Raw genomic sequence first — 16442 nt, forward strand, 5'->3', positions numbered from 1 at the left:
CTTCATATGATGAGTGTGTATCCCAGACTGTCAACCACCGCTTTTATCTGCTCTTTGGAAATCGTTTCATCGTCGTAGTCCACACCAACAACTTCGGCTGCCATTTCGTAATCCACCTTGAACACACCATCGAGTTTCTCGATTGCGCTCTTCACCTTTTTGTAGTCTTCCTCGGTCTTTGCTCCTTTCAGCATGAAGTAGTTCAACCTTCTCAACTCTCATACCTCCCTTCCAGCTTCATTCCTTCTTCTATCAGTCTTCCGTTCCTGAGTTCCCAGAAAGTGAGTTTCTTTTTCCCGGGAAGTTGCAGGTATTTCACCTTCACCATTCCTTTACCGGTTCCTATCCAGGCACCCTCTCTATCTATATAGTGTATCAAACCTGGTTCATCTCCCGAACTATCTATCGCTGTCACTCCGAACAACTTCACCTCATCGTTTCCCAAGAAGGCTCTTGCACCGGGTCTGGAATCGTAAGCCCTGATCTTGTTCTTCACCGATTCAGCGTCCTTTGAGAAATCCACGATCAGGTCCTCTTTTTTTATCATTGGAGCATAGGTTGCTCTAGAATGATCCTGCTCTTTCAGCTCTATGTCCCCCACTTTCAACTTCTCTAAGAATTCGATCGACATCTCTTTCGACAGTTCTATCAAACGTTTCTCCAGCTGATCGAAAGTTTCAAATGGATCTATAGAAATTTCCCTCTGGAGTGCGATGGGACCTGCATCGAGCTCTCTCACCATTTTGTATATGGTAACGCCCGTTCTTTCTTCACCGTTCTCGAGCACTCTCTGTATAGGAGAAGCGCCCCTGTATTTTGGAAGAAGAGAGGGATGAATGTTGTAACAACCGAGGCTTGGAAGAGAAAGTACCTTTTCACCCAGGATCTTTCCGTAGGATGCGACTATTATAACATCTGGCCCCACAGACCGGAGAAATTCTAAAGCTTCTTTCTTGTTTATCGATTCGGGTTGAATGAAAGGAACTCTGTGTTTTTCAGCTACTACCTTCACCGGAGTTGGCTCAACTTTCCTTCCCCGTCCCCTCGGTTTGTCCGGCTGGGTGACCACACCCACCACGTTGAACCCGTTTTTGATCAAATGCTCCAGTATTTCCGCTGCGAACTCCGGTGTCCCCACAAAGACAATTCTCAAGATGCCACCTTCCTTTTCAACATCTCAAGAGTTTCCCGATCAGTCTTCAACGTGATAAGAGCGTATCCTTCCCCGTAGTCTTCGTTCAGTATCTCCAGTCGATCTTTCAGAGCGTAGATCTGCCCTATCTTTTCCAGGGGAACTTTCAAAGTTTCCTGAATATCCTTTTGTCCCATGATTTCTTCCAGTGTGTCCAGAAGCTGATCCAGTCCTATCCTTTTTTCCGCTGAAATGAACAGAGCCTCCGGATACTTCCATTTCAGCGTTTCTATCCTCTCTCTGGGACAGAGATCGATCTTGTTGAAAACAAGAATCCTTGGAATCTTATCGGCACCGATTTCTTCCAGAACCCTCTCAGAGGCTTTCATCTTTTCTTCGAGATACGGATCGGAAGCGTCAACAAGATGTATGAGCACATCCGAATACTTTATCTCTTCGAGTGTCGCTTTGAACGCACTCACGATCGTGTGGGGAAGTTTTCTTATGAATCCAACGGTGTCACTCACCAGGATGATTTTCCCGCTTTTCAGTTTCAAGCGTCTTGTCACCGGTTCAAGCGTGGCAAAGAGCTTGTCTGCAATATAAACATCACTCTCTGTGAGTGATTTGAGAAGAGTGGACTTTCCTGCGTTGGTGTAACCCACAATGGACACATGGGGTATCTTCTTTTCCAGTCTCTGCTTTCTCTGAACTTCTCTTTCTTTCTCTATCTCCTTCAGCCTTTTTCTGAGATGTGAAATGCGGTTTTTGATATGTCTTCTCAAAACCTCAAGCAGGGGTTCACCGGGACCCCTCGTTCCAATACCACCACCGAGTCTTGAGAGCTCCTCTCCCCTTCCAACCAACCTCGGCAATTCGTAAAGGAGACTCGCCATTTCCACCTGGAGTTTTCCTTCTTCGCTGGTTGCATGGCGTGCAAAGATTTCAAGGATCACCTGAGTCCTATCCAGCACTTCCGTTTCCAGGTACTCTCTCATGTTTTTCGACTGAACCGGGGTGATCTCATCGTCCACCACGACAAGGTCTGCTTCACAGAATTCCACTATTTCTTTGAGTTTCTGAAGTTTTCCTCTCCCAAGGTAGGTAGCAGGATCGGGTTTTGATCTTTTCTGCCAGAGCCATTCAACAACATCAACGCCCAGGGTTTTGCACAACCCCTTCATTTCTTCAAGGGACTCTTTTATCTTCTCTTCATCCTTTCCAACGGCAACAACGATCGCCTTTTTCCCTTCAAGATCCCTGGTCTTCAGGAGTTTCATCCTCCTTTTCTGGCTCCTGTTTTCTGGGCATCAACATAACGTACGAAGAGGGTATGATGGTGCTGATGGCATGTTTGTAGATGAGACTTTGCTGATTTCCACTCTCCAGAAGGACGGTGTAACTGTCGAAAGATCTGATGAACCCCTTAGTTTGAAAACCGTTCACCAGGTACACTTTCACCTCGATCTTGTTGACCCTGAGGTGGTTCAGAAATCTGTCCTGAAGGTTGAACTTTTCTGCCAAGGTGAACTCCCCCCTCAACGTGAGATTCAAATATAGATTATACCGAAAAATTCTTCACTATGAGTTCCTTCAAAGTCTTCTTCAACTCCTCTTTGCTCACGAAAGTTAAATTGTACCATATGGCGTTCTCGTACCTCTTGAACCATATGATCTGTCTTCTTGCAAAGTGCCTTGTGTTTCTCTTTATGAGATGAACCATCTTTTCGAAGTCGTACTTTCCTTCCAGGTATTCGATCACTTCTTTGTATCCTATCGTCTTCATTGAGTTCAGGTCTTTTGAGTAGCCCATACTCAAGAGTCTCTTTACCTCGTCCACAAGACCCATCTCTATCATTCTGTCGACCCTTCTGTTTATCCTGTCGTAGAGATCGTACCTTTCCCTCGTCAGCACTATTATGAAGAACCTGTCGTCTCCTTTTGTTTCCTTCTGAAGTTCTGATATCCTCCTTCCCGTCTTCATATAAACTTCGAGTGCTCTGATGGTTCTTTTAAGGTCGTTCGGATGAATACGTGTTGCCGCCTCTGGATCGAATTCTTCGAGCATTTTCCTCAGGATCCCTGGTTCCCTTCTTTCGAGTTCTCTCAATTCCTTTCTTATGTTCTCATCTGCGGGCACTCCCTCGAATATACCCCTCACAAGAGCATCCGCATAGAGCCCCGTTCCACCCACGTATACGGGTATCTTCCCACGCTTGAGAATGGCCTCCACTGCCTTCAGTGAATCTTTCCTGTAAAGAAAAGCGTTGTAATATTCGTCAGGATCCAGTATGTCGATCATGTGGTGAGGTACCCTTTTTCTCTGCTCCGGTGTTGGTTTAGCTGTTCCTATATCCATGTAGCGATAGATCTGCCTCGAGTCCATCGAGATGATCTCCGCACCTATCTCTTCACACACTTCGATCATGATATCTGTCTTTCCGACAGCAGTGGGTCCACCGACTATGGCTATCTTCATCGCTTGTGTATCACCCCGTACAGAACACCGCTCTTTCTGGAACCTTTCAGTTCGTCAACCCTGATTCTTTTGAAGAGAGAATCCTTCACGTGGCTTTTGAGGATCACCTTCTTCTTCGCGATTCTCAGCATTTCCTCAATGTCTTCTTCGTTCACCGTGTCGTACACGGCGAAGGGCCTCAGAGGATTCATGGCAGAGGACTCGTACACGGGATTCTCAAACATGGGATCACAGTAGACCACATCGAAAGAATTGTCGGGCTGACTTCTGATGTATTCTTTGAAATTCGCGTGATAAAGCTCTATTCTTTTTAAAGCGTCTTTCAACCACTGAATGTCAGTCTCGAAATTTTCCATTCCGTATTTCACGACGGTGTATATGTGAATGGATCCCTCAAGGCCGATTACCTTACCTTCAGGAAGAAAAGCGGCCATGAGTATGGCCTCGCTTCCAAGACCAAAGGTCGTATCCAGCACGAGTTCGCTCCCCTCCGGCTGAAGGGACTCTATCAGGTAGTCCTTCTGACCGCTTCTTATGTTCCTCATCCGGAGGATAGCCGAAGAAGGATGAAAAAAGAACTCTCCTCCGGGCCATTTTATTGAGATTCTGTTCTTCTCCACCACGTAGTAAAAGTCCACTTTGAACTCTTTCAATCTCCTTCTTGAAACGTAGATGGTGCCGAGTTTTTCAGCGAGTTCCTTCGCTTTCATTACCTGCTCCCTGTCCGGTTTGTGTGAGGTTGTGACCACGAAGTTTCTCATTCTCTATCACCTCTAAGAGCTTCTCGTTCAGCGCCTTCTGTTCCTCTATCTTTATCTTCAATTCCTGGTATTTCGACATCAACCGATTGTGCTTCTCCAGTGCCACCTGATAGTTGTGATAGCTCACGAGAAAAACAAAGATCATAAAGAAAAGAAGCGTCAGAAGTCCCAGATTAACTCTGAAATGTTTCCGCCTTCTTGGCCTCAGTTTAGAACGCGACCTCGTATTCGTCCCTCCCCTCCTGTATGGTGAGGGATGTTGAATCACTATCAAAAAACACATCCACATCGTAACTTTCATCCGTTCCTGGCAGATAAAACAGGAATTCCCCATTGTAAACGGGAACTTTCATTTCGTATTCCCCGAAACTCAGCGTCACCACACTTCCCTCGCTGGTGAGTTCACCGTACACCTTCACAGGGTCTTCCACTGCGAAGATTTTTTTCTTTTCGAGATCGAGGAGTTGGTACGCGTTGCTTTTCAGCACCGTGTCGGTGCTGAACTTTCCCGCGGAGTGGTAAAGCACCACCGGTGTTGTCTTAAAAGACACTTCTTTTGTCTGCTCATCGAACACGATCGTAGCCGCCACGGTGAGCTCAAAATCCGACAGATCGAACGGTATATCCACCGTGGTCAAAAAGACTCCCTCATCATTGGCCAATACATCCTCGAGCGTGTACTCTTTTCCATTCACCGATAAATAACTGCTTTCCAGATCCACAGTAGCGTTTTCGTCTGTTCCCACGTTGAACAAATAGACGTACAGATCCGCCTTTCCAGGGCTCACCAGAGCACAGCCAACGGCGAGCAGCAGAAGAAAAGCAGGAAGAAGAACCCTCACGGGAAACACCTCACAGTATGTACGCGCTAAGGTCCTCGTCCTGAACGATCCTTTCGAGCCTCCTTCTCACGTATTCGGCATCCACAACGATCCTCTTTTCCGGAATATCCGGTGCTTCGAAAGAGATCTCCTCGAGGACCTTTTCCGCGACCGTGTAGAGCCTTCTGGCTCCGATGTTTTCGAGCCTTTGATTCAACTGGTACGCTATTCGAGCCATTTCTCTGATTCCATCCTCGGTGAAGACGAGTTCCACGCCTTCCGTCGAAAGGAGTGCCTGGTACTGTTTTATGATGGCGTTCTCTGGTTCTTTCAGTATCCTCACGAAATCCTCCTCGGTGAGAGGTGACAGTTCCACACGTATCGGGAAACGTCCCTGAAGCTCCGGGATGAGATCCGATGGTCGCGAAACGTGAAATGCTCCAGCCGCTATGAAGAGAATGTAATCCGTTCTCACCGGTCCGTACTTGGTCATGATCGTGGTACCTTCGACGATGGGGAGAAGGTCTCTCTGGACACCTTGTCTGGAGACATCTGGTCCCACCGCACTCTCTTTCCCGGCGATCTTGTCTATTTCATCTATGAAGATGATTCCCCTGTTCTGAGCTCTGTCGAGTGCTTCCTGAACCACCTTGTCCATGTCTATGAGTTTTTCCGCTTCCAAAGGCAGCAGAACCTTCCTCGCTTCAGAGACTTTCATCTTTCTCTTTTTCTTCTGCTTTGGAAGCATCCCACTGAACATATTCGTGATCTCTATCCCGAGGTCTTCCATACCCGGTCCAAAGATTCCCATGAACGGAGAAACCGTTTCTTCGAGTTCTATTTCGATCTCTTCGTTTTCCAGCTCTCCCTTTCTCAGTTTCTCCCTCATTTCTTCCCTTTTCGCTCTGAACCTTCTCCTGTCTTCCGGCGTGTACTGCTGTTGCTGTCCACCGGTTATGAGGTTTATGAAGGGATTCGTGACAACCGGCACGGCTTTCGATTCGGGCACGAGAGCATCGAGAATTCGCTCTTCAACCAGTTCTTCTGCCTGTCTTTCCACTTCTTTTATCTTTTCCTGCTTCACCATGTTGACACTGATCTCAACCAGATCCCTTATCATCGAGTCCACGTTCTTTCCCACGTATCCCACTTCCGTAAACCTCGTCGCTTCGACTTTCAAGAACGGGGATCCGGAAAGCTGAGCCAGTCTCCGGGCGATCTCTGTCTTTCCCACACCCGTGGGTCCGATCATCAGGATGTTCTTGGGAAGCACTTCTTTTCTCCATTCTTCTGGAAGCTTCTGTCTTCTGATTCTGTTTCGAACTGCTATCGCCACGGCCTTTTTCGCTTCGTACTGACCAACTATGTATTTATCGAGTTCTTGAACGATTTCCTTCGGAGTCATTTCATCGAAACTCTTCATAAGAACACCTCCTAAACTTCTTCGATCACTATGTTCTGGTTCGTATAGATGCAGATCTCACCTGCTATCATCATCGCTTTCTCCACGATTTCCCGCGCGGAGAGATCGGTGTTTCTGAGAAGGGCCTTGGCGGCGGCGAGTGCGTAAGGTCCTCCTGAACCGATGGCGGCCGCATCGTCGTCGGGCTGGATGACCTCGCCGTTTCCCGATATGATGAAGATGTTCTCTTTATCTGCTACAAGAAGCAGGGCTTCCAGTCTTCTCAGAACTCTGTCCGTTCTCCAATCTTTTGCGAGCTCAACGGCGGCCTTTGTGAGGTTGCCGCCCCATTCCCTCAGTTTCGCTTCGAATCTATCGAAGAGCGTCATAGCGTCCGCCACAGATCCCGCAAAACCAGCGAGTACTTTTCCTTCCCCAAGCTTTCTAACCTTTCTCGCGTTTCCCTTCAAAACGGTCGAACCGAAAGTGACCTGACCGTCTCCTCCCATCACCGTTTGCCCGTTTCTTCTCACAACCAGTATCGTTGTTCCGTGAAATTTCATGGTTCAACACCTCCTCAAGTTATTTTAACTCAATTTCTCAAATGAAGGAAATGGTATCATCTTAAATGAGGAGGTGCGAACTTGAAAGTAGGTGTGGCTCTGAGTGGCGGCGTGGACAGTGCTGTTGCCCTGTATCTTCTTCTCAAAGAAGGACACGAGGTGAAGGCATTCCACATGAAAACAAAAGAAGACGAGTTCTTCCTGAAAAAAGAGATAAAAAAGAAGGTCTGTTGCAGTCCCTCTGACACAGCCGATGCGATAAGGATCGCTCGCTCTCTGGGCGTGGAAATAGAGATCGTCGATGTGAGAGAAGTCTTCAGAGAAAAGGTCATAGAACCTTTCAAGAGGGATCTGCTCAGAGGACTCACTCCCAATCCCTGCGTCCATTGCAACAGGTATGTGAAGTTTGGATACTTCATGGACTACGTACTTTCGCAAGGATTCGACGCTTTCGCAAGCGGGCATTATGCGCGTGTTGAGTTCAGTGGCAAATACGGAAAAAAGGTAATAAAGAAGGGCGTGGACGGAAAAAAAGATCAATCGTATTTCCTTGCCAGGATAGAACCCTGGAGGATAGAGAAACTTCTCTTTCCAAACGGCATCTACACGAAGGAAGAGATCAGGAGAATCGCAGAAGAGGCCGGTATACACGTGGCAAAGAAACAGGAAAGCCAGGACGTGTGTTTCATACCGGATGGAAGCATCGAAAACTTTCTGAAAGATGAAGGAATAACCCTTTCAGAAGGAAAGGTGATCACAGAAAAAGGCGAAGTCGTCGGACACCACAGAGGTTATCCACTCTACACGGTCGGCCAGAGGAAAGGACTGAAGATAGAAAAGTTCGGTGAAAGACTTTACGTGAGAGAGAAGATACCAGAAAGCAACGTCGTTGTGGTCTCTGGTCTGGAAGATGTTTTCTTCTCCGGTTTGATCGCAGAAGATCCTGTCTGGCATGTTGAAGTGCCGGAAGAGTTCAGATGCGTCTGCAGGGTGAGGAAAAAATCGGAAGAAGCCCCCGCAGTTGTCAGGGTAAGAGATAACGAAGTGGAGGTCAGGTTCGAGAAGAAGGTCTTTGCCGTCACACCGGGCCAGATCGCTGCCTTCTACGACGAAGACACACTCCTTGGAGGAGCGATCATAAAGGAGGGAATCCGATGAGAAGCATCGTTCAGAACAAGGTGGAAGAGTGTCTCGAGATATTGAAGTGGGACAAAACGAAATGGATCGACTTCTGGAGAGAGTTGAGAAGAAAGTTCGGCCCGATAGTCCCAAACTACGAGAGAAAACTCGAATTGAACGATGAAAAGATCGAGAAGATCCTTTGGGAAATAGAACGAAGAGAGCTCGACAGATTCAAGTGGGACTGGCTGGACGTCTCGAGGAACAAAAAAATAGAGTGTGCAGAATCGCTCTCAGAGAGAGAAGATTTCCTCGATTTGAAAAGAGAAGACTTCTCCGTTTTCCTCATGTCGCTTTTGGGTCTTTCAGACTGGGTTGTTGTGGATGGAGAGAAAGAGAAGATCGTGGTGATGGATGTGTTCTCTCTCTGGAGAAAGGGACTTCTAAGAGAGCTTTCACTCGCCACGCTCCACGCGGTGATAGAGTTCAGAAAAGGAAAAGAAATCGGGAACTACGGAGGAAAAAAAGAGTACTTCGATTCTCTGCTGAAGGAAATCGAGAAGATTTTAAAAAGAGGAAAAGAAGCTCTCGGTGATCTGTGCGAATTTTTGAGAAACCACGTTTCGTACTACGACTGGGTGGGATTTTACTTCGTGGAGGATGGAAAGCTAAAACTCGGTCCGTTCATAGGAGAGCCAACAGAACACGTGGAGATACCGTTCGGAGTTGGAATCTGTGGTCAGGCAGCGGAGAGAGAAGAGACCTTCGTTGTTCAGGATGTGAGCAAAGAAACAAACTATCTCTCCTGCAGTCCAAAGACGAAAGCGGAAATCGTGGTTCCCATTTTCAAAGATGGAAAAATCATAGGAGAACTGGATATAGATTCGTACAGTCCTTCTCCTTTCTCCGAAGAAGACAGAGCCTTTCTCGAAAAGGTGTGCGAACTCGTATCAAAGGTGGTGTGAGGTTCTCCCTCACACCACTCTTTTGAAGTGCTCGATGGATCTGTCCCAGGTTTTCTCTGCGTCGTTCGGGAAATAACACGCGGGAAGTTCTCCGTGCTGTCTGTGGTAGTGCATACATTCACAGCAGATGCCTTTTCTCGGACATCCAGGATAAGAACAGTTGCAGTAAGAGAGATTCCTCTCCTTGTTCGGGCAGGCCTTCACGATCTCACCTCCAGATTTCTCATGATTCGATCGTCCATATCGAGAAATTCGTTTATTTCTTGAGAGAGCCTGACAACCAGATACAACCAGTACACACCGAGAGTGAGCAGAGTGAGGAGAAAAACCGATAACACGTTCCTTTCCTTTATTACCGGTTTGTATTCGATGTTGAAAAGGGTTCTGTAGAGGTAGATTTTTATCTCTTGGAGTTTCCTTATAGTTTCAAACAGATAGTGAAGAAAGATCACAAAAAAGATCAACTGAAGCAGCGAGAAAATCCATATTCCCGCAAAGAGAAACTCGAGAAACCAGAAGGCTATAAAGGCAATGTACGGCCAGTTTGGAACAAACGGTCTCTCATTCAAGTTCACAGAATGTTGTTCCGATAGTTTCAGCGTTTCCAGAACGTTGATGTTCAGGAGCACACTCCACTGTCTGTAAACGATCAAAAGAGAAATCGTGGAAATCAGAGAAAGAAAAAGGGTCATAGACCCAAGGGTGTAACTGGGAGATCCTGCCAGAATCTCCCTGTAATATTCTAACAGCAGAATCGAACTCATCGCAGAAAAGACAACACCCATCCAGGCCAGGTTCATGTTCACCCTCTTCAATTTCTATCCCTCCAGTGTTCGATGAGATCGTCCCAGGAGCTCTCCGAGGTGAAATCGTTTAAAGCAACGAAATCGTCCCAGTATTCCGGATTTTTCACTTTCTGAGGCAAGTAGATCGTCAGGTCCGTGTAGCTATCAGGTGTTCCATAGATCCTTGCGGAAACTATGGCACTGTAGAGACCTTCTCCGTATTCTCTTAGGACACTATCTGATGAATTTTGAAGCGATTTTGCAAAACTTCCAAGTTCTACGAGTTCGGTGGCACTTCCACCCACAACTCTTCTTTCAACCTCGAACTCCCACGGAGAAAGGTTGCTCTCGATCATGTACTGGGCCACTCTGTTCAACCACAGCATGATCTCAGCCAGTTTCGAAGTGTCCCAGACGCTCAGAGAATATTCTGTACCGTAGATCTCTCCGTATCTCTTAACGATGTTCGAGAGAAGAGAAGAAATATCTTTTGAGTACCTCAGCACTGAGTAGTCCCAGCCGTTCCCGGGCACCTCTTTTGAAGACACAACGATGTATCGAGCGCAGTCTTTCAGCTCCCACAAGATCTCAAACGTTCCCATTAAACAGGCATCGAAGCCAAGCGCCGTAACGGGAGAACCCCTCAAAACGCTCTTTATCTCGCTTATGGTGAAAAAATCCAGATCCGTGAAATCGTAAGCTACGCCTTTCACCTTCTTTTGAGACTCTCCACGCCACCAATCTCCGTGGTTCCAGATAACAAGGAAAGAAAGATCTTCTCCCCTGTACCCGTTCAGGAACGAAGAAAGAATAATCGGATCTCCTGAGTTTACCTCATCGAAAGTTTCCAGAGGAATCAAATCTTCCTCCACACGGTAGAGCGTATCAGAAGAAAAAGAAGAAGAAGACCTGTAATCTACCAGAGCGAAAACGTCTATCCAAGATAGGTTGCCCGTCATCTCCTTCAGATCCTGAGGGATGAACTGCTCCAGATCGTTGTCCCCCGCTATTCAGACGAGGAACGAAAGCGTGTGTTTGTAAACAGGAATGCACCCGAAAATCAAGAGAAAAAGACTACCTGTTAAGATAATCAAACTTCTTGCCCTGATACGTATCTCTCCTCTCGAGTTCTTCTTCTATCATGTTGATGATTTCTATCTTGCTCTTTCCCCAATTGCCGAAAATCGTTCCCTTTCTCGGAGGATCTGCGACCAGTCTGTGAATGACCACGTTTGGGGAGAGGTATTCGAGAAATGTGATCGCTCTGTCGATGTACTCCTCGAGTGAACAGATTTTTATTTCTCCCTTTTTGTACATCTCCGCGAGTTTTGTTCTTTCCACTACGTAGAGCGAGTGGAGTTTCACACCGTCTACATCCAGAGCGGAGAGAATCTTGGCCGTCTCTACCACATCCTCCATATCGTCCCAGGGCAGATTCAAAATCACATGCACCACGAGTTCGATGCCTCTCCTTTTCACTCTCACAGCGGCATCCACGAACTCCGCGAGGGTGTGGTCTCTGTTGATCTTCTTGAGTGTTCGATAGTTTGCCGTCTGAAGGCCAAGCTCAACGGAAACATCGACACGCTTTTTGAATTCTTCGAACAGATCCAAAACTCGTTCGGACACGAGATCGGGCCTCGTGGAGACAGAGAGCTGGACTATACTGTCGTCCACGAGGGCTTCCTCGTAGCGTTCTCTGAGCACCTCAACAGGAGCGTAGGTGTTGCTGAACGACTGAAAGTACGCGATGAACTTCTTGATTCCACGCTTTTCGTATTTTTTTTTCATTTCCATGACCTGCTCTCTTATCGGGAGCCTCATCAGAGTGGTAAAACCGCTTCCCGTGGCATCACAGTAGATACAGCCACCCCTACTTTTCGTACCGTCCCTGTTCGGACAGGAGAATCCCCCGTGTATCACTATTCTTTGAACCCTTTCACCGTATCTTTCCTTCAGATAATCGCTGAGCTTTCTGTATCGCACGGCCCATCCTCCTTTTCCTATCTATGATACAATAGTTTCAAAAGAACTCGAAATCGAGGAGGAGATCGGCCTTGCGGATGAAAGACCTCTACGCTCCTACTCTCAAAGAAACCCCTTCCGATGTTGAGACAGTGAGCCACGAGTATCTTCTTCGAGGAGGCTTCATCAGAAAAACAGCTGCCGGTATATACACCTACCTCCCATTAGGGAGAAGAGTGCTTCTCAAAATAGAGAATATAGTTCGGGAAGAGATGAACAGGATAGGGGCACAGGAAATTCTGATGCCCATCCTTCAACCTGCGGAACTCTGGAAACAGTCAGGAAGGTGGGACGACTACGGTCCTGAGATGATGAAACTCAAGGACAGACACGAAAGAGACTTCACACTCGGACCCACACACGAAGAGATCGTGACAGACCTTGTGAAGAACGAACTTCGCTCCTACAGACAGCTTCCCCTCGTTGTCTATCAAGTAGCGAACAAGTACAGGGATGAGATCAGGCCCAGGTTTGGCCTTCTCAGAGCAAGAGAGTTCATAATGAAAGACGCCTACAGTTTCCACTCCAGCTGGGAATCGCTGGACGAGACCTACGAATTGTTCAAAGAGGCTTACTCGAGGATAATGGAAAGACTCGGTGTGAAGTACATGGTCATAGAGGCAGAAACGGGTGCCATCGGAGGGAACGCTTCTCATGAGTTCGTCGTTCCCGCAAAGATCGGAGAGACGAACGTACTCTTCTGTGAAAAGTGCGGCTACCAGGCAAGCGACGAAAAAGCCGAATACAAAGGTGAATATACTCAGGAACAGGAAGAAGAGAAACCCTTCAAGAAGGTTCCCACACCCGGGGTGAAGACGATCGAGGAAGTTTCAGAGTTTCTCGGTGTTCCTCCGTCGAAGATCGTGAAGTCTCTTCTTTACAAAGGAAGAGAAGGATACGTCATGGTACTCATAAGAGGAGACCTGGAGCTCAATGAAGCGAAACTCAAAGCACATTTGAAAGATCAGTCGCTGAGAATGGCAACTCCAGAAGAAATTCTGAAGGACTTCGGTGTTCCTGTCGGATTCATTGGACCCATCGGTGTGGATGTGAAGAAAGTGGCCGATCACAGCGTCAGGGGGCTGAAAAACTTCGTCGTTGGGGGTATGGAAGAGGACACGCACTACGTAAACGCAAACCATCCCAGAGATTTCAAGGTGGACGAGTGGTACGATCTGAGAACGATGGTGGAGGGCGATCCCTGTCCCGTCTGTGGTGAGCCTCTCAAGGCAACAAAAGGGATAGAGCTTGGTCACATATTCAAACTCGGTACAAAATACTCCGAAGCCATGAAGGCCTACTTTATGGATGAAAACGGTGAGATGAAGCCTTTCATCATGGGCTGTTATGGCTGGGGTGTTTCCAGAACGATGGCGGCTGTTGTGGAGCATTTCCACGATGAGAACGGTATGATCTGGCCCCTTTCGATCGCCCCTTACACCGTTGTGGTGGACATTCTGAACATGAACGACGCTGAACAGAAGCAGGTGGGAGAAAAGATTTACCAGGTTCTCTCAGAAAAAGGAGAAGAGGTTGTTCTGGATGACAGAGAAGTCTCGCCTGGTTTCAAATTCAAAGACGCCGATCTCATAGGCTTTCCCATAAGAATAAACGTGGGAAGATCCCTCAAGGAAGGTGTTGTTGAACTGAAGAAACGCTATTCGAAAGAACTCGTCAAGGTGAACATCAAAAACGGTTTCGGCACGCTTCTGGAAACACTGGAAAAGATGAAGCGGGAGTACGATCCCAAGGAGGCTGCCAGGTGAACTACAGCAAACTCTCCTCCGCCACGATACAGGGAATAGAAGCAATGAAAATAGATGTGGAAGTGGATTTCGACAACAGGAGCGTTTTCAACGATATAGACGTGGTCGGTCTCGGTGACACCGCTGTGAAAGAGAGCAGAAAAAGGGTGAAAAGTGCTATTCTGAACAGCGGATTTTCTCTTCCACACGGTAAATACGTGGTGAACCTCGCTCCTGGAGACGTGAGAAAAGAAGGTTCCATGCTCGACCTGCCAATCGCACTGTGCATACTCGCTTCAACAGGAATAGTTCAGGTGAGCGAAAACATCCTCGCTATAGGAGAACTCTCGCTGAATGGAGAAGTGAAGAGGGTGAACGGGGTTCTTCCCGTTCTCCTTTCTCTTTCAGAAAGGTTCAATGGTACGGTGCTCATCCCAAAAGAGAACGAAGAAGAAGCAAAGTGTGTGAAAGGGCTGGATATATATGCAGTGGAATCTCTCAGAGAATGCGTTGAGTTTTTGAGGGGAGATAGAGCGCTGAAACAGATCGAGTATTCGGGTATAGGAAACACGAACGTTGAATACGAGATTGATTTTTCCGACGTTAGAGACCACGAGATGGTGAAAAGAGCGGTGGAGATAGCCGTCGCAGGTTTTCACAACATCCTCATGATAGGAAATCCCGGTTCCGGAAAGACCATGATAGCGAAGAGAATTCCCACGATCTTTCCTCCCATGTCCGAAGAGGAAATCCTCGAGACGAGTAAGGTGTACAGCGCATCTGGTTATCCCGGGATCGTGAAACTCCGTCCCTTCAGATCTCCCCATCACACAGCGTCGACCGTCTCCATCATCGGTGGCGGCACCAACCCAAGACCCGGTGAGATTTCCCTCGCACACAACGGTGTTCTGTTCCTCGATGAACTGCCGGAATTCAAAAGAGACGTGCTGGAAGCGTTGAGACAGCCTCTCGAAGAAGGCATCGTCACGGTTGCCAGAGCGAAGTTCACCGTCACCTACCCCGCTCGCTTCATGCTGGTCGGTGCCATGAATCCCTGTCCCTGTGGAAATCTTGGAGACCCGAAACAACCCTGTGTCTGCTCTCCCAGAGACATCATGAGGTACAGAAAGAAAATCTCAGGTCCTCTTCTGGACAGGATGGATCTGGTGATCAACGTTCCGAAGCTCTCCTTCGAGGAAATGATGAAAAAACCCGAAGGAGAGAAAAGCTCTTCAATCAGAGAGCGGGTGATTAAGGCGAGGGAGATACAGAAAAGACGTTTCAGGGATACTCATATTTCCTGCAATTCACAGATGTCTCACAGAATGCTGAGGAGGTTTGTCCAGCTGGACGAGAAGAGTGAGGACCTCCTGAAGAGATACGTGGAAAGATACGGACTGTCGGGTAGAAAGATCGATAAAGTTCTGAAGATCTCACGAACAATAGCGGATCTGGAAGGTTCGAGCAGTGTAGAAATGAGTCACCTCGCAGAAGCGCTTCAGTACAGGTTCAGAGAGAGTTAGCTTTCCCACCAGAATTTCCTCTCCGCTATTTCATCCATGGTCTTCCTTTCTTTGAGGTTTTCCTCACGAAAGTACTCTCGCATCTTTCTTTCTTTTAATTTTTCAAGAATCTTTCTCTCCTTCATTTTTTCAAAAAGTTTACTTCTCGTTTTTTCCTGTTCCTTCATCAGTTCAGAAAGTTCACTTTGCTTTTTTTTGATCTCTTCTTCATAAAACATCATCTGCATCTCCATATTCAGGAGATCTTCCTTTCTGAGAACCTTTTTGTGAAGAAAATTACTTTCTATTCGCTTCTTTTCAGCGGAAAGTTGTTGTATAATTCTCTGGGTATTTTCCACTTTTTCATTGATTTTTGAGAGATCGTTTTTCAAAGTTTCTTCTTCCTTTCTTCGAACATCGTATATTCTCTGAAGTCTAAATCTAAAAGGCACGAATCATCACCCCAATAAGATTTTTGGAAAAATTTATAGTGGATGATAAAATTAAGTAAGGTTCTGATAATTTCCAGAAATATTTTACCAGAATCCGGGGGAGAAAGGCTTGTATACAAGGGAAGAACTCATGGAGATAGTGTCAGAGAGAGTGAAAAAGTGTACGGCTTGCCCACTTCATCTGAATAGGACAAACGTTGTCGTAGGAGAAGGAAATCTGGATACGAGGATCGTTTTTGTGGGAGAAGGACCGGGAGAGGAAGAAGACAAGACGGGAAGACCTTTCGTCGGAAGAGCGGGAATGCTTCTGACGGAGCTACTCAGAGAATCAGGTATCAGAAGAGAAGATGTTTACATATGCAACGTTGTGAAATGCAGGCCTCCCAACAACAGAACACCCACTCCTGAAGAACAGGCGGCATGTGGACATTTTTTACTCGCTCAGATCGAAATCATCAACCCAGATGTGATAGTTGCTCTCGGAGCCACGGCATTGTCTTTCCTCATGGATGGGAAAAAGGTATCCATAACCAAAATCAGAGGAAATCCCATCGACTGGCTCGCAGGAAAAAAGGTCATTCCAACATTCCATCCGAGTTATCTTCTGAGAAATAGAAGTAATGAACTCAGAAAGATCGTTCTTGAGGATATTGAGAAAGCAAAAAGTTTCATAAAGAAGGAGGGTCGATAG

At 46.9% G+C, this 16442-nt stretch carries 20 protein-coding genes; 5 read left to right on the forward strand and 15 right to left on the reverse strand.

Annotated features, from left to right (window positions below; all coding sequences use genetic code 11):
* Positions 1 to 2: 2 nt before the first annotated feature.
* The 10 genes from TRQ2_RS02070 to hslV form a co-directional block, all read right to left on the reverse strand.
* Positions 3 to 215 carry a heavy-metal-associated domain-containing protein gene (locus TRQ2_RS02070; RefSeq protein ID WP_012310525.1) on the reverse strand — a complete coding sequence of 71 codons (213 nt, stop codon included), beginning with the start codon at positions 213 to 215 and terminating at the stop codon, positions 3 to 5.
* Complete coding sequence (gene fmt, locus TRQ2_RS02075) at positions 212 to 1153, reverse strand: methionyl-tRNA formyltransferase (protein ID WP_012310526.1); 942 nt, start codon at positions 1151 to 1153, stop codon at positions 212 to 214. The genes TRQ2_RS02070 and fmt overlap by 4 nt, the downstream gene beginning before the upstream one ends.
* Positions 1150 to 2412 carry a GTPase HflX gene (gene hflX, locus TRQ2_RS02080; protein ID WP_012310527.1) on the reverse strand — a complete coding sequence of 421 codons (1263 nt, stop codon included), beginning with the start codon at positions 2410 to 2412 and terminating at the stop codon, positions 1150 to 1152. Before hflX ends, fmt begins: the two co-directional genes overlap by 4 nt.
* Positions 2384 to 2656 carry an RNA chaperone Hfq gene (gene hfq / locus TRQ2_RS02085; RefSeq protein ID WP_012310528.1) on the reverse strand — a complete coding sequence of 91 codons (273 nt, stop codon included), beginning with the start codon at positions 2654 to 2656 and terminating at the stop codon, positions 2384 to 2386. Before hfq ends, hflX begins: the two co-directional genes overlap by 29 nt.
* A 37-nt stretch (positions 2657 to 2693) precedes the next feature.
* Positions 2694 to 3611, reverse strand: a complete 918-nt coding sequence (miaA, locus tag TRQ2_RS02090) for a tRNA (adenosine(37)-N6)-dimethylallyltransferase MiaA (protein WP_012310529.1) — start codon at positions 3609 to 3611, stop codon at positions 2694 to 2696.
* Positions 3608 to 4372, reverse strand: coding sequence for a class I SAM-dependent methyltransferase (locus TRQ2_RS02095; RefSeq protein ID WP_012310530.1), 765 nt, complete (start codon positions 4370 to 4372; stop codon positions 3608 to 3610). The genes miaA and TRQ2_RS02095 overlap by 4 nt, the downstream gene beginning before the upstream one ends.
* Positions 4299 to 4517: a hypothetical protein gene (locus tag TRQ2_RS02100; protein WP_038033666.1), complete on the reverse strand. Its 219-nt coding sequence runs from the start codon at positions 4515 to 4517 to the stop codon at positions 4299 to 4301. Before TRQ2_RS02100 ends, TRQ2_RS02095 begins: the two co-directional genes overlap by 74 nt.
* 64 nt (positions 4518 to 4581) lie before the next feature.
* Positions 4582 to 5214 (reverse strand): hypothetical protein, encoded by a 633-nt coding sequence (locus tag TRQ2_RS02105; RefSeq protein WP_012310531.1) that lies wholly within the window; start codon positions 5212 to 5214, stop codon positions 4582 to 4584.
* 10 nt (positions 5215 to 5224) lie between these two features.
* Positions 5225 to 6616: an ATP-dependent protease ATPase subunit HslU gene (gene hslU, locus TRQ2_RS02110; RefSeq protein ID WP_012310532.1), complete on the reverse strand. Its 1392-nt coding sequence runs from the start codon at positions 6614 to 6616 to the stop codon at positions 5225 to 5227.
* 11 nt (positions 6617 to 6627) lie between these two features.
* The gene (gene hslV, locus TRQ2_RS02115; RefSeq protein ID WP_011943053.1) at positions 6628 to 7158 is read right to left on the reverse strand and encodes an ATP-dependent protease subunit HslV; all 531 of its coding nucleotides are present in this window, start codon (positions 7156 to 7158) and stop codon (positions 6628 to 6630) included.
* 81 nt (positions 7159 to 7239) lie between these two features.
* On the opposite strand from hslV, the gene mnmA reads away from it, so the two are divergent.
* Positions 7240 to 8316, forward strand: coding sequence for a tRNA 2-thiouridine(34) synthase MnmA (gene mnmA, locus TRQ2_RS02120; protein WP_012310533.1), 1077 nt, complete (start codon positions 7240 to 7242; stop codon positions 8314 to 8316).
* Complete coding sequence (locus TRQ2_RS02125) at positions 8313 to 9242, forward strand: GAF domain-containing protein (protein WP_012310534.1); 930 nt, start codon at positions 8313 to 8315, stop codon at positions 9240 to 9242. The genes mnmA and TRQ2_RS02125 overlap by 4 nt, the downstream gene beginning before the upstream one ends.
* 9 nt (positions 9243 to 9251) lie before the next feature.
* Here the strand turns inward: TRQ2_RS02125 and TRQ2_RS02130 are convergent, their stop codons facing one another.
* From TRQ2_RS02130 to TRQ2_RS02145, 4 genes are all read right to left on the reverse strand, one after another.
* Positions 9252 to 9446 (reverse strand): DUF6485 family protein, encoded by a 195-nt coding sequence (locus TRQ2_RS02130; protein ID WP_004081411.1) that lies wholly within the window; start codon positions 9444 to 9446, stop codon positions 9252 to 9254.
* Positions 9443 to 10048 carry a hypothetical protein gene (locus TRQ2_RS02135; protein WP_238514474.1) on the reverse strand — a complete coding sequence of 202 codons (606 nt, stop codon included), beginning with the start codon at positions 10046 to 10048 and terminating at the stop codon, positions 9443 to 9445. The genes TRQ2_RS02130 and TRQ2_RS02135 overlap by 4 nt, the downstream gene beginning before the upstream one ends.
* Positions 10049 to 10053: 5 nt before the next feature.
* On the reverse strand, positions 10054 to 11037 hold the full coding sequence (locus TRQ2_RS02140; RefSeq protein WP_083758352.1) for a clostripain-related cysteine peptidase: 984 nt from the start codon (positions 11035 to 11037) through the stop codon (positions 10054 to 10056).
* 64 nt (positions 11038 to 11101) lie between these two features.
* The gene (locus tag TRQ2_RS02145) at positions 11102 to 12013 is read right to left on the reverse strand and encodes a TIGR01212 family radical SAM protein (protein WP_012310537.1); all 912 of its coding nucleotides are present in this window, start codon (positions 12011 to 12013) and stop codon (positions 11102 to 11104) included.
* 71 nt (positions 12014 to 12084) lie between these two features.
* Here TRQ2_RS02145 and TRQ2_RS02150 point away from each other — a divergent pair, with 71 nt between their 5' ends.
* The gene (locus TRQ2_RS02150; protein ID WP_012310538.1) at positions 12085 to 13818 is read left to right on the forward strand and encodes a proline--tRNA ligase; all 1734 of its coding nucleotides are present in this window, start codon (positions 12085 to 12087) and stop codon (positions 13816 to 13818) included.
* Entirely contained in the window at positions 13815 to 15320 is a 1506-nt protein-coding gene (locus TRQ2_RS02155) for a YifB family Mg chelatase-like AAA ATPase (RefSeq protein WP_012310539.1), read from the forward strand. The genes TRQ2_RS02150 and TRQ2_RS02155 overlap by 4 nt, the downstream gene beginning before the upstream one ends.
* Here the strand turns inward: TRQ2_RS02155 and fliJ are convergent.
* The gene (fliJ, locus tag TRQ2_RS02160) at positions 15317 to 15751 is read right to left on the reverse strand and encodes a flagellar export protein FliJ (protein ID WP_012310540.1); all 435 of its coding nucleotides are present in this window, start codon (positions 15749 to 15751) and stop codon (positions 15317 to 15319) included. The genes TRQ2_RS02155 and fliJ overlap by 4 nt on opposite strands.
* Before the next feature lie 109 nt (positions 15752 to 15860).
* Between fliJ and tmung the strand changes: the two genes are divergently transcribed.
* The gene (gene tmung, locus TRQ2_RS02165) at positions 15861 to 16442 is read left to right on the forward strand and encodes a type-4 uracil-DNA glycosylase (protein ID WP_011943060.1); all 582 of its coding nucleotides are present in this window, start codon (positions 15861 to 15863) and stop codon (positions 16440 to 16442) included.

Source organism: Thermotoga sp. RQ2 (assembly GCF_000019625.1).
Classification (GTDB): domain Bacteria; phylum Thermotogota; class Thermotogae; order Thermotogales; family Thermotogaceae; genus Thermotoga; species Thermotoga maritima.